This is a genomic window from Sphingomonas sp. TX0543 (assembly GCF_048565505.1).
Taxonomy (GTDB): domain Bacteria; phylum Pseudomonadota; class Alphaproteobacteria; order Sphingomonadales; family Sphingomonadaceae; genus Sphingomonas.
The window spans coordinates 3,266,441-3,279,437 of record NZ_JBLZUS010000002.1; the positions used below are offsets into that span (position 1 = coordinate 3,266,441).

Annotated in this window: 9 protein-coding genes; 2 read left to right on the forward strand and 7 right to left on the reverse strand. The window is 62.5% G+C overall.

What is annotated here, in order from left to right; all coding sequences use genetic code 11:
• Window positions 1-336 precede the first annotated feature (336 nt).
• The 6 genes from ACM61V_RS16285 to ACM61V_RS16310 form a co-directional block, all read right to left on the reverse strand.
• Window positions 337-1,575, reverse strand: a complete 1,239-nt coding sequence (locus ACM61V_RS16285; protein ID WP_401531086.1) for a sodium:proton exchanger — start codon at window positions 1,573-1,575, stop codon at window positions 337-339.
• A 10-nt stretch (window positions 1,576-1,585) separates the two neighbouring features.
• Window positions 1,586-1,933 (reverse strand): DUF190 domain-containing protein, encoded by a 348-nt coding sequence (locus tag ACM61V_RS16290; protein WP_286772161.1) that lies wholly within the window; start codon window positions 1,931-1,933, stop codon window positions 1,586-1,588.
• A 272-nt stretch (window positions 1,934-2,205) separates the two neighbouring features.
• A complete protein-coding gene (locus ACM61V_RS16295; protein ID WP_419714152.1) occupies window positions 2,206-3,264 on the reverse strand; it encodes an IS110 family transposase in 1,059 nt (352 codons plus the stop codon).
• Window positions 3,265-3,404: 140 nt separating this feature from the next.
• Window positions 3,405-6,659 carry an efflux RND transporter permease subunit gene (locus tag ACM61V_RS16300; RefSeq protein WP_401531089.1) on the reverse strand — a complete coding sequence of 1,085 codons (3,255 nt, stop codon included), beginning with the start codon at window positions 6,657-6,659 and terminating at the stop codon, window positions 3,405-3,407.
• Window positions 6,660-6,662: 3 nt separating this feature from the next.
• Window positions 6,663-7,823 carry an efflux RND transporter periplasmic adaptor subunit gene (locus ACM61V_RS16305; protein ID WP_286772164.1) on the reverse strand — a complete coding sequence of 387 codons (1,161 nt, stop codon included), beginning with the start codon at window positions 7,821-7,823 and terminating at the stop codon, window positions 6,663-6,665.
• Window positions 7,824-7,945: 122 nt separating this feature from the next.
• On the reverse strand, window positions 7,946-9,211 hold the full coding sequence (locus ACM61V_RS16310) for a TolC family protein (protein WP_286772165.1): 1,266 nt from the start codon (window positions 9,209-9,211) through the stop codon (window positions 7,946-7,948).
• Between the two features lie 913 nt (window positions 9,212-10,124).
• On the opposite strand from ACM61V_RS16310, the gene ACM61V_RS16315 reads away from it, so the two are divergent.
• On the forward strand, window positions 10,125-10,661 hold the full coding sequence (locus tag ACM61V_RS16315; protein WP_419714153.1) for a class I SAM-dependent methyltransferase: 537 nt from the start codon (window positions 10,125-10,127) through the stop codon (window positions 10,659-10,661).
• Window positions 10,662-10,879: 218 nt separating this feature from the next.
• Window positions 10,880-11,422 (forward strand): MAPEG family protein, encoded by a 543-nt coding sequence (locus ACM61V_RS16320; RefSeq protein ID WP_401531092.1) that lies wholly within the window; start codon window positions 10,880-10,882, stop codon window positions 11,420-11,422.
• A gap of 98 nt (window positions 11,423-11,520) precedes the next feature.
• On the opposite strand, the gene ACM61V_RS16325 is transcribed toward ACM61V_RS16320, so the two are convergent.
• The gene (locus ACM61V_RS16325; RefSeq protein ID WP_419714154.1) at window positions 11,521-12,738 is read right to left on the reverse strand and encodes an aspartyl protease family protein; all 1,218 of its coding nucleotides are present in this window, start codon (window positions 12,736-12,738) and stop codon (window positions 11,521-11,523) included.
• Between the last annotated feature and the right edge of the window lie 259 nt (window positions 12,739-12,997).

Here is a 12,997-nt window from a genome sequence, read left to right on the forward strand (position 1 = left end):
ATAGTTTCACCCTCCGTCGTCGAGCTGTGTCTGGCGCAAGGGCGGCGTCTTCGCTTCGATAGCGGCATCGAAGGCGCGACCCTGACCCGGCTTATCCGGTCGGTGGAAGCTGCATGATCGGAGGGAACCGGCGTAAGGGTACCCCCGGCTCCAGGCACGCCTCAACCAACGGGCCTTCCCCGCCACATAGTAATAGCGCCGGCCGTTACTCGTCACCCGCACGACCTGGAGACCACACCGGCCCATCGGCAGCATCTGCATGTGTCCACCTCATCCTTGGTGGACACTTCCTTCACACCGCATCACTCAACCGAACAGGTGCGCTGAATTTCGCGCTTACGATATGCCGACACGCAGCAGGAGACCGAACGACTTTGCATTAGCGATGAAGACGATCATCGCCAGCGCCAGATAGGCCCAGGCAAGCCCGGTCAACGTGGCGATCGCGGCGGTCTCGCCGCCGAGGAAGCGTAGCGCCAGTCCAACCTGCACCAGGAACAGGATGGCGAGGGCGAGCGCTCCCCAGAGGCTGAGCCGAAGCCTCAAGAGCAACGCGATCCCGAAAATCGATTGGGCAGCGGTAAGGAAAAATTCCTCATGTTGCCGCGCATCGAGCGGCAGTGCGGAAAAACTGCCCGCGCCGAGGCTCATCGCCAGCGGCAGCATGCCGACGAGCAACGTCCACTGATTGATCTTGTCAGAGATCATCGTCGCGAGCCCGTTGGCGGCGCGGCCCGACAGGACGAACAGGATCGCAATCGTGGCCGCGGGCGCTTCGCTCGCGAGCGGCGCGAGCCACTGGATGAGCAGGAATTCGTCGAATCCCAGCACGCGGCCCGAGCCCACCATCGCTTCGGCAAAGGGCTCCGCCGACACCAGGATCACCGCGGCTGCAACGATCGTGAGGGCACCCATGACGAGCCATTGCCGACCAGAGGACAGTGTCGCCAGCGCCGCCGCCGGGCCGGGTTCGTCGTCTTCGCCCTCTTCCGCCTTCGGAAGGCGGCTGACGCGCCAGACATAAACGCCGAAGACGGCGACAAGCACCACCGTATCGAGTAGGCCGATCTCATTGCGCAGCAGGATTGTAAACGACCAGATGGAGCCGATAAGCAGGAACGTGACTTCCGCGGCGTTGACCGGGGCAAGGTCGATTTGGCGCTCCCGCGTACGAAACCAGTGAATGAGCACGAGCGTAGGCCACGCCAAGCCCACGAGAAGACGGTTCGCACCCGTCATGTTGGCGGCCGCATAATGGACATAGTTCGAGTCCGGGTTCTGACCCGCGACATAGGCATAATAGAAATCGACTGCGTATTCGGGCAGCACCGTGATTAAAGCGATAGCCGCAACAATGAGGCCCTGGCTGATCCGCTTCTCGGCCGCCTCGGCACCCCAGGAGAGCATGAACCCGGCCGCTAAAATCGCGCCACCGAACAGCAGCGCATCAAGCAACGGGTCCGGTCGCCATCCCCCCAGCCGCAGCGCTAATGCCGGCACCGTAATCGCGACCGCTATGCCAAGATAGACAGCGAACCTTCCGAGCGAGGCTCGGGTGTGGACGGGACTTGTCATGCTAGCCTCGTCAGCCGGTGGGCAGCTGTGGGTGTTCTTCGGATGACGATGCCTCAAACAATATCTCGACGGCCTCGAGTGTTATCAACCCGATCCCCGGGATGTCCGCGAGCGAGGCTGCGAAGGCACGCAGGTGCGCCTCCTCATCGATGATCTCGATGATGAGCGGTTGGTCCTCGTCGAGCAAATGATGCCGGTGCTGGTGCGCGCTATGGCCGAATCCGAAAAGTGCCCGCACCACCGTCACGCCGGCCAGCTTTGCCTTGCGCGCGCGTTCCGCCACCACCTCGGACACTTTTTCGTCGCCGAAATGCGCTGCCTCGTCGGTATAGATCCGGAGCAACTTTATGCTTGCCATGGCTTCTCTCCAATGAAAGAACTCAAGAGTTGGATACGAGCGGAATGCCGCATTTTCTCGTGGGTTCTGATTTGCTCTGTGTCCGTCGGCGCCGGTCCGGACGAGTTTAGGGTTTCGAGGACAGACGCCCTGTCCTCGTTCTTCACGGCAGTGAGCCATTCTCCAATCCGTGACCTCACCCGATGGGCTTGATCACATTCCGGTGTTCGGCTCTCGACTTCCCATTTTCCTTGAGAGTGCGGCCCCGCGATGCGGAACCCACTAAGGCATGATCAGGACAGCCGGGAAAGATTAGACCGTCGCTCCAGCGCGTCGCGGCACTCATAGTCGCGCTGGTCGCGCAGCACCTGGTAGGCGATCGTCAATAGCTTGCGCGCGATCACGACCTTGGCGCGATTGGTACCTTTGGTCACTTTCAAGTGCTCATAATCGAACTTGAGAGCGGGCTCAGCGCGCATGGCGGGAACTGCCGCTTCCACAAAGGCCCAGCGCAGCCACTTGTTGCCGGTCTTGATGAGCCGCCCGTTCCAGCATTTACCGCCGCTGGCATAGGTCGACGGTACGAGACCGGCATAGGCGGCGAGCTTCTTCGCCGAGCGGAAGCGTGTGACATCGTCGATCTCGGCGGCAATCAGGCGCGCGAAGAACTCACCCACGCCAGGGATCGTCTTCAGGCGTTTGACGTCCGCATTGTCAGCGCTGAAGCGTCGGATCGTCTTTTCCGACGCGTGGATCCGCTGGTTGATGTCATCGATGAAGGCGATGGCACGGTCGATATGCTCGCGATCGATCGTCGACACCGAAAGCAGCTCGAGCTGGCCACGCCCGATCTTGCCGAACAGGTCGGTCATCTCCCGCAGTGCTCGGGTCTGCTCCGGATAGCGGTCGAAGATCGTCACCACCCGGTTCTTCACCATCGTGCGCAGCCGCACGAAGAAGATCCGCTCTCGCAGCGCCTGACGTAGCGCTCGGGCGGCCTCGCGCGGCACGTAGGATTCCGGGATCAGGTCCGCCCGCAGCAGATGCGCCAGGATCGTCGCGTCGATCTTGTCGGTCTTGATCTTGGCGTCGGCGATCGCCTTCACCTTCAACGGGGGCGCGAGCACGACATCGTCGCACAGCTCGTCGAGCCAGTCGTACATCACCGTCCAGTTGCGGCTCGCTTCCATCACCGCATGGCTGTTCTCCAGATAGGGCGTCAAAAACCCGGCAAGCGAGCCCGGGTCGTTCTTCACCTTGCCCGAGCGCAGGACCTGCCCGCCCCTGTCCTGGACCAACAGGTACGTGTAGGCTTTGTGGTAATCCACGCCGATGTGATAATCGTAAGACATGGGTGCATCTCCATTCTCGTTGGGGATCAGCAATCCGCTCAACGATCGTGATGCCACGAGGGGGTGCACCCTGGCCTCCACGGCGATCATCTCACCGCTCCATTCCTTCACCGAAGCAACACGCTTTCATACCGGCTCCTTCAGGCTCGGGACACGGGATTACCCGCCGACTCTGGCGCTTGACCGTCTTCGCGTCGGCCCCAGCGTTCCCCGTACCCAAGTACAACTTTGGAGATCGCCGGGAGGACGAGCAGCGTCAGTATGGTTGCCGCAACCAGTCCGCCGATCACGACAGTAGCAAGCGGCTTCTGCACCTCGGCGCCGGTGCCGTGTGCAAGCGCCATTGGCACGAAGCCGATGGCCGGCACGAAGCCGGTCATCACCACCGCTCGCATCTTCTCGGTCATGCCCTCCTTGATTGCATCGACCAGTAGCATCCCGGCTTCAATGCGCTCGCGGATCGCGGTCATCACCACCAAACCGTTAAGTACGGCGACACCGGCGAGGCAGATGAACCCGACGGCGGCCGAGACCGAGAAAGCAATTCCGGTCATGGCGAGCGTGAACACACCCCCTGCGAGCCCGAGCGGCACGGCTAGAAACACGGCCGCAGCACGTCCGAGCCCTCCAAGCGCCAAATAGAGCAGACCGAAGATGGCAAGGAAACACAACGGCACCACGATCGCGAGCCTGCGGGTCGCATCCTGGAGACTCTGGAATTGGCCACCCCATTCGAGATAGTAACCCGCTGGTAGCTTGACTTGGGCGATTTTTGATTGTGCTTCGGCGACGAATGACCCGGCATCTCGGCCCAAAAGGTTAATCTGAATAGCGAGGCGACGCTTGCCGTTCTCACGCCTGATCTCATTCAGCCCTTGGGTAACGCCAATTTGCGCAACCTGCGCGAGCGGCACCTGTTGGCGAGACTGGCCGACTTTGTCCGGAAGCAGCACCGGCAGCGCTTGGATTTCATCCAGACTTATCCGCGTGGCTTCAGGGACGCGAACCGTGATGTCGAACCGCCGATCTCCCTCGTAGAGCAGTCCGGACTCGCGACCCCCGAGTGCTGCGGAGACTGTATCGGCTACCTCCCGAACGGTGAGACCGTAGCGCGCTATGGCGGCTCGGTCGAGCTTGACGTCAAGCGTGGGCGCACCGCCAACCTGGTCAGCCTTGACGCTGCCCGCGCCTGGGATCGACTGCAGAATACGGACCATCTCGTTAGCCGTTTGGGTCATCTTGTCGAGGTCGTCACCGTAGAGCTTGATCGCCACGTCCCCGCGCACACCCGCGATGAGCTCATTGAAGCGCAGTTGGATCGGTTGGCTCATCTCATAGAGCTGACCTAGTTGACCGCCAGAAGCCTTCTCGATGCGCTCAATGACTTCCGCCTTGGTGTGGACGCCCGCGGGCCACTGATCCTGTGGCTTGAGAATGACATAACCGTCCGACATGTTCTGCGGCATCGGATCGGTCGCAACCTCCGCCGTGCCTGTCTTAGAGAACATCAGCTCCACTTCGGGCAGTTTCGTCACAGCCGCTTCCACCTGGCGTTGCATCGCGAGCGATTGTTCCAGGTTGACGGAAGGCACGCGCGTAGATGCGAGTGCGATGTTTTTCTCGTCGAGCTGGGGAATGAATTCGGAGCCAAGCAACCCGAAAGCCGGCACTGCGGCTAGGAAGAAGGCGAAGCCGCCCACGATGAACGGCCACGGTCGCGCCACCGCCTTGTCGAGCAGGGGTAGGTAGCGCGCCTTGGCCTTGGCGATCAACCACACCTCCTTCTCAGCGACGCGGCCCCGGATCAACAGCGCCACCATCGCCGGCACGAACGTCAGCGCCAGAATGAACGCCGCGACGAGCGCGAGCATGATCGTGATCGCCATCGGCGAAAACGTTTTGCCCTCGACACCGGTGAACATCAGCAGCGGCGCGAAGGCGAGCAGGATGATCGCCTGTCCGAACACGGTGGGCTTGATCATCTCCTGGGAGGCCCGCATGGTTTCCTCAAGCCGCTCGCGAAGGGTGAGAAGTCGCCCCTCATGCTCCTGTCGGTGCGCGAGCCGCGCCAGACAGTTTTCGATGATGATGACCGCCCCGTCGACGATCAGCCCGAAGTCGAGCGCCCCGAGGCTCATCAGATTGCCCGGAACCCGGAACGCGTTCATTCCTATAGCCATCATCAAGAACGAGAAGGGGATCACGAGCACCGAAATAACTGCCGCGCGCCAGTTGCCGAGCAAGAGGAAGAGGGATGCTGCGACGAGGATGGCGCCCTCGGTCAGATTGCGCTCGACCGTAGCGACCGTCGAGCTGACAAGTTTAGCGCGATTAAGCACGATCTCGACTTCGACACCCGGCGGCAATGTATTAGAGATTTGATCCAGCTTTGTGCCCACATCTTGCGCGACGATCCGACTATTTTGTCCGATCAGCATGAGAACGGTACCGATCACCGCTTCCTTGCCATTCACACTGCCCGCGCCCGTGCGGAGATCGCCGCCGCTCTCGACGTTGGCGATTTGTCCCACCGTTATCGGCACACCGCCCCGCGTAGCGGCGACCGCGTTCTTGATTTCGTCGACCGAGCGCACCCGCGCGTCGAGCCGAACCAGGTAGCCTTCGCCACCGCGGTTGTAGTAGTTGGCCCCAACCGCGAGATTGGCGTTTTCCAATGCCTCACCAAGCTCGCTGTAGGAGATGCCGTAGGTCGCCAGCTTTGTCGGATCAGGCTCCACGACAAAGGTTTTGGCATAGCCGCCAATCGAGTCGACGCCGGCGACGCCGGAAACCGCCCGCAACTGCGGGCGGACGATCCAGTCTTGTACAGTGCGGAGGAATCCGGCCTGCTCCACCTCGTTCGTCAACCGATCGCCCTCGGGCGTCAGATAGCTGCCGTCCGACTGCCATCCGGGTTGACCATTCTCGACCTTGCCACCCTTCCCACCGGGGTTGCGGTATCGCACGGTGTACATCACGACCTCACCCAGGCCAGTTGTAACCGGACCGATCTGTGGCTGGATTCCGTCAGGCAAAGTGTCGCGCGCCTGGGTCAGCCGCTCGCCGACCTGCTGACGCGCGAAATAAAGATCGGTGCCCTCGGAGAAAATCGCGGAAACCTGGCTGAACCCGTTACGCGAGATCGACCTGGTCGTCTCCAATCCAGGAATGCCGGCGAGCGCGGTCTCAATCGGATAGGTGACGAGCTTTTCCATTTCGACCGGGGAGAGGCGCCTGTCGACAGTGTTGATCTGGACTTGTTTGTTGGTGATGTCGGGAACCGCGTCGATCGGCAGCTTGGTGAGCTGCCACAGGCCGACGCCCGCGATCGCGAGGAAGATGAACAGCACCGCCCATCGTGCGCGGACGGACAGCGCCATGAGACTTGCGATCATGGCTTATTCCTCCTCGCCCGCGCCCTTGCCGAGTTCGGCCTTGAGCAGGAAAGCGTTGCGGGTGGCGATGATGTCGCCGGACTTGAGCCCGGAAACGATTTCAACTCTGCCAGCGCTGCGCTGGCCTAGCGTCACGAAGCGCGCCCGGAACCCTTGGGGCGTGCGGACGAACACGGCATCGCGGCCGTCAACGCTCTGCACGGCATTTTCGGGGACCACAATCGCATTGGTCGCTGTGCCCTGGCTCGGCATCAGGCGCACCCGCACGCCAAGACCAGGTTGAAGGACACCGCCCGGCACTTCGATGAGCGCCGTGGCCGAGCGGGTCTCGCCGCTCAGCGTTGGGGTGACGGCCCGAACACGGCCTTCGACCGTGCATCCATCGTTCAATTCGACGATCGCCCGATCTCCCGCCGCAAGACGCGCTATGTCGCTTGGGTTGATCGCGGCTTCGACCTGGATCTTGCTCGGATCGGCGACACGAAAGAGCTCGGCCTCCGGCTGGACAAAGGCACCCAGACTCACCGACGCGGAGGTGACGCGCCCGGCGATCGGGCTTGCCACGATGACACCGCGGCCGTCGCCGGTGACGTTAGCCGCACCCGCCGCGACCTGTGCGCGGCGCGCTTCGGCCGCTGTCGCGGCGGCTTCCGCTTGCGCCTGTTCGAGATCGACGCGCGCCGACACCTTCTGGTCGTAAAGATATCGCTCGCGCGCGAGCGATTTGCGCGCCAGCTCGGCGCGCGCAGCGGCGGCGGTCCGGTCGGCTGCGATCTGCGCGGCATCCCGGCTCTCGACTACCGCGAGCGCTTCACCGGCCCGGACGGGATCACCGAGCCGCTTGAAAACGCGCGTAACCGCGCCGCCCGCACGGGCCGTCACCAACGCTTGACCCGTCGGGGAGGGGGTGACGACCGCCTGCGAAACGATCTCCGACCCGAGGCCTCCTGCACGCACCGCCTCCACCGCGATGCCGGCTTCACGGATTGCCTGCGCAGTCATGACGAGGCTATCCGGCGGCCTCTCACTTTGGTCTTTCTTTTTTTCTGCCGATTGGTTGCCGGGGGCTGAATCGGCTGTGCAGCGCGCGACGCTGAAGCCGCCAATGGCAGCGAGTAACACGGCACCCGCCACGCCGCCCAGAAGGCGCTTGTCTTGGATCATAGGATATCTCCGGAATTCGGCTGGCCTGGGCCCGACGGCCCGGCAATCGACGGCGCATACGCCGCCGCCACGATGGCAGGGCGCGTGATAGACCGCACCGATGGGAAGCATTGTTGCAACGCTCAGCGGTCCCCCAATTCGGGTGCGGAGGCAGTCAATCGCTCAAGGCGTGCCTCGGCATCATGATAGGCCGCTAGGGCATCGGTGAACGCAGCCCGGGTCTCGGCGAGGGTTCTTTCTGCCTCCAGCAAATCGAGCTGGCTGAACTTGCCCTGAGAATAGCCAATCCGAGCGATGCGGGCGGCCTCGGAGGCCGCGGCAAGACCCGGTCCTCCTGCCGACCGAGCCGTTGCGGCAGCATTGGCCAACTCAGCCTGGGCGCTCGCAATAGCCTGCTCCGCCTCGATCACGGCAACCCGGCGGTTGGCATCGGCCCGCGTCTGCTCGGCGCGAGCCTGACTTACGGCGGCCGCGCCGTTGTTGAAAAGCGGGAACGGGACAGCGATTCCGATCACCGCCGCGTTGTCGTTGGTTTCCGATAAGCGCCGCGCGCCGACGCTGATCGTGATGTCCGGGATACGCTGGGATCTGGCGAGCCGCACCTGGGCATTCGCAGTGTTGAGATCGGCCTGCGCGGCAGCCAGCGCCAATGTACCGCTCGGATCGACCGGCATCGTCGGGCCGTAACCGCCGATGCGACCGAACCAGCCAAGATCAAGTGAGCCATCGATAGGCTGACCGATAAGCCGTTCGAGGTTCCCCCGGGCTACGGCTGCCTCGCGCATCGCGCGTTCGAGACCCACCTCGGCATTCACCCGCAAGACCTCGGCTCGCTGCTGATCAATAGGCGCACCGGCGCCTGCTATCACCCGCGTCCGCGCTGCCTTGAAAGCATTTCCTGCGATCTCTGCCTGCTGGCGAGCGACGTCCACGCGTCGTTCGGCGGCGGTCGCCGAGATATAGGTTTGCGTGATCCGCAGGTTGAGATCTGCGAGCGCGATGGCCGCATCGATTTGCGCGCGCGCGCTCCGGGAATCGGCGACGGCAATTCGTGCGGAACGCTTGCCGCCAAGCTCTATCGGGAGTGCAAGCGTCGCTGTCGTTTCCGCGCTTTGCGTGCCGCGATAGATGCCAGAGCCGGCAACATTCTCGGTCTGAACCTGAATTTCAGGATTGGGCCTGAGGCCCGCGATCGTACGTCCAGCAGCCGCCGAGCGAATCCCCGCCGCCGCCGACTCGATACTAGGGGAACTGCCCCCGGCAATGGTTCGGGCACGATCGAGTGTGAAGATCGATTGACTGGTGGAGGGGGGTGAGGCCGCCGACTGCGCCTGGGCAATTGATGCGCAGGACGTGACGGTCAATATGGCCGCAATAACTCGATGCATGAAAAGTAGCTCCTGACTATCCAGACGAAGCTTTGCGGCCAGCTGCCGCGAAGAGTCGGATGGTCAGGCCTCGGGTGGCCTGAGCGCAGGGCCACTGCACGCTTTTGCGTGCATGGAGGTTCGCATCCCAACTCGGGCAACAGCATTGCTCGTAGACGATATGTCCGAGGGCTGTGGGACGATCGCTGCTATATAATGCGCGTGGCACGCGCAGTTACGATAGGGACAACCTTTGCCACTATCCGTTGGCACGGCGTGAGCGTCGGTGCTCCGGAGGGCGGCCTGTCCGTCGATACTGCCGTCAACGGCAAAGGAGACTGAGGGCTCCCGCGCGAACGCTGCCGGCGCTGCACCCAAGGAGAGGACCAGCACCACAAAACCAAGCAGGACGAGCATACGCGGAAAGCCAAGAACGAGCATCAGCGGCCCCCCAGCCAGGCCGCGGTGGAGGTGGTGCTGAACGTCTTAATCCTCCGGAAACCCTTGGTACGAACCCGAGCCAGTCCCGCGCGCACGGTCGAGAAATGCCTCCCCGCGATCCCCCACGAGGCCATGCTGCTTCCGCGCGGTGCCGCAGCGCCTCCGACAAAAATAGTCATGCCGAGCCCACGACTGTCTCGGCCGCGAGCTCAATCCAGAGCAAGCGCAGCCAGCATTGACCGTTGAACGTGTCCGGCTTTGCTGATGCGCAGCTGCTGCAGGTCATTACGTTATCCCCGAACGAATCGACGCCTGCCTTATGCAGTCTATAGCTACTAGAGGGTCAAGCAGGAATTGCCTCAGCCAGTGCAACCGGGGCGCGATCTCGAACTACCGGATCACCGACACGCTGGTACTGCCGGGCGAAGCCGGGGTTGACCCTATAGCAACTAGAGGGTGCGGAATACTTCCGCGACTCGCTACGGAGGTAATGATGAGCGATTGCGGATGTGAGGCCAGCACATTACGGGCAGACAGCGATCCCGCTTATTGGCACACGACGCGCGTTGGCGAAACATGCGAAGCAGGTGTCGGCAGGAACGGTGCCTACACGCCTCCGCTCGAGAAGGGCGACACCGCTGATTACAATCAGGCGATCCGACGTTGGACCCTCGATCTGCACTCGTGCCGCGCCATGATCGAGCTTTTGGCACCGCGTCCCGGCGAAGCAATTATTGATGTTGGATGCGGCACCGGCAGCTTCGCCATCATGCTCAAGGCAGCCGAGCCAGGCGTGGATTTCATCGGCACCGATCCGGACGAGGAAGCGCTGGCGATTGCCCGCGCAAAAGCTGACGCCGCCGGCGCGGACATCCGCTGGGAACGCGGCGTCGCGCGGAACTTCGACACTTCCCGCCGACGTTGTTGTCACGAGCCTGATGTTCCACCAGGTGCCCATGGCCGAGAAACAGGCGGGCCGGGCCGCGATGTATGCCGCGCTGCGTCCCGGCGGGAGGCTTGTAATCGCTGATTACGGTCGGCAGCGAGGCCTGATGCGGCTGCTGTTCCGGCTTACCATCCAGCGGCTCGACGGCGTCGCCGACACCCAACCCAATGCGGACGGGGCTCTTCCTCGACTCGTAAGGGCGGCCGGATTCGGCAACGTGCGGGAAGCAAAACGAATTTACACCGCAACCGGAACGATCGTCCTGATCACGGCGGAGCGGCCCGGCTTATATGGAAGTAACGATGAACCTGGAAACAGAGCAACGGCAAATCAGGAAACAGTCCATACAGGCCATTCTCCTGTGCGCGGCGGTTTCAGTTGGATGCGCCGTCTTCCTGCCCAAGTTCGTCACCTTCCCAACGGAGGTCGGCGCACGGCTGGCGTTCGCGATCCAGACGAGCGCCGTCCATTTTGCCGTTGTCGTGGTTGCAGTCCGGCTGGTGTCGAGCGCGCGCTATCGGTCGGCCGCCGACATCGGAGGAGCTGCCAAGGGACCGCCGAGCCCTGAACTCGCGGTCAAGGTTGCCTTCCTGCAGAATACGCTGGAGCAGGCATTCCTGGGTGTCGGCGCGCATCTGCTACTGGCCTCGGTCGCGGGCGGCCGCTGGCTGGCACTGCTGATCGCGTCCGACGTGCTGTTCGCGATTGGTCGGCTCAGCTTCTACCGTTGCTATAGCGACGGTGCCGGTGCCCGGGCGTTCGGAATGGCGACGACAGCGCTCGCGGCGCTCACCTGCTATCTGGCCGCCAGCGCGCTGCTCATCGGCCGGCTATTCGGCGGGTGATGCCAGCAGGCGGTGCGGTCGCATAACCTGAAGCCAGCCTTTGGGATGATGGCGGTGATCTCGGCGACCTGAGCGTCCGTGGGCGCGGAAAGCCTGGCCTAAAAGTAATCGACAAGACGGAGTTCGCGCATGCGTCCGGCCTGGTCTTGCAATATCACGAGAGTTCCGGGGGGCATGAAGCGCCACCGCCAATGTTGGCCTCGGATATAGGATGCATCGATACGATGGCCATTGATGGCCAGAATGCGATCCCTTGCCCGCCAGCCATCGCTTGCGGCAGGGCTGTTGGCCGCGACATGGACGATGGAAAGTTCATTGCCACCCGGTGCCAGCCCGAAGCCGCTGTGGTCCTCGAGCATCGGCAACCCGCGCCGCGCCGGTCGCAACCATATCTTCCCCCCAGAAACATCGAGCACGACATCGAATTGAGAGATCAGAGGAAACCCGATACTTCCAAGGGCACTTTTGGAGGCCCAGCTTGATGGAGCGAGGGTTGGCACCGAACGGACGGGGAATCCGCCCAGTTTGACTTCGTTCGCAATGAAGGCAGCGGCCAGCCTAGTACCATCCACCCCTCCGATCGCCGCCGTCGATTGTCTGACCCCGTCCAGAAGTCGGTGTTCCTCAACATATGCGCGATCCAGCATCAGCGCGGTCGAGCTGCCCAAGTCGAAGAGCATGGGCGTATCGGGAAGCCCGGCTACGGAAGCGACCACGAGCAACTCGCGATTCGAACCATGCGCAACAGAAATGCTCTGCCAACCCCGACCACCGGAAAAGGTGCCGCTATCACCAATTGAAATTCGGCTGCTCGCGAATTCCAGGGCAATGCAGCGCTCGACAAGCATATCCTCCCCGAGCACCACATCGACCGGCCGGCCGATTGCGGATGAGACAGCTTCCAGGTCGGCTATGACGACAAAGGGAAGACGGCGCGGCTGTCCAGCAAGCGTGAGCTCGACGTTGCGCGCGAGCTGTACGCTTGCCCGACCACCAATACCGCGAATCATCACCTGTTCGGTCGAAGCGAGGTTAAGTCTCGCGGCCAACGAGGTGCTGACAATCGAAGCTGCGCTACCGCTGTCGAGAATGGCATCGACGGAGATGCCCGCCACGTAGCTCGGGAGGACAATTGTGTCGCCTGTGATCAGGTTGAAGGATTGCCAACGAGGCGGCTTGGCAAACCCGTTCCAATCAGAAACCAGGGCCGCTGCTGTCGCGAAGACAGGCTTGAGCGGCAACACAGCCATGGCACAGGTGCAACCAAGAACCGCGCCGGTGATCTCGCGCCGGGTAACCAACTCGCTTGCGACCATCTCGTCAGCCTTTCAATCCAGGCCGGGTCCTGCCGTCACAGGGGGGAGCAGAGACACCCTTCAGATTACGGAGGATCAAGCCTCGGACCCTACGACGCGCGCCAACGTCATGCTAGATATCGATGCACCTAGACTATGAGATGCGGCAAAGTGATCGTCTCACATCGGCCTGCGCGACGAGCGACCGAGATCAGACGGAGCATGAAGATCTACTCGCCTGCGAAGAAGCATACTCCCATACGACACGAGCTGGCCGCGC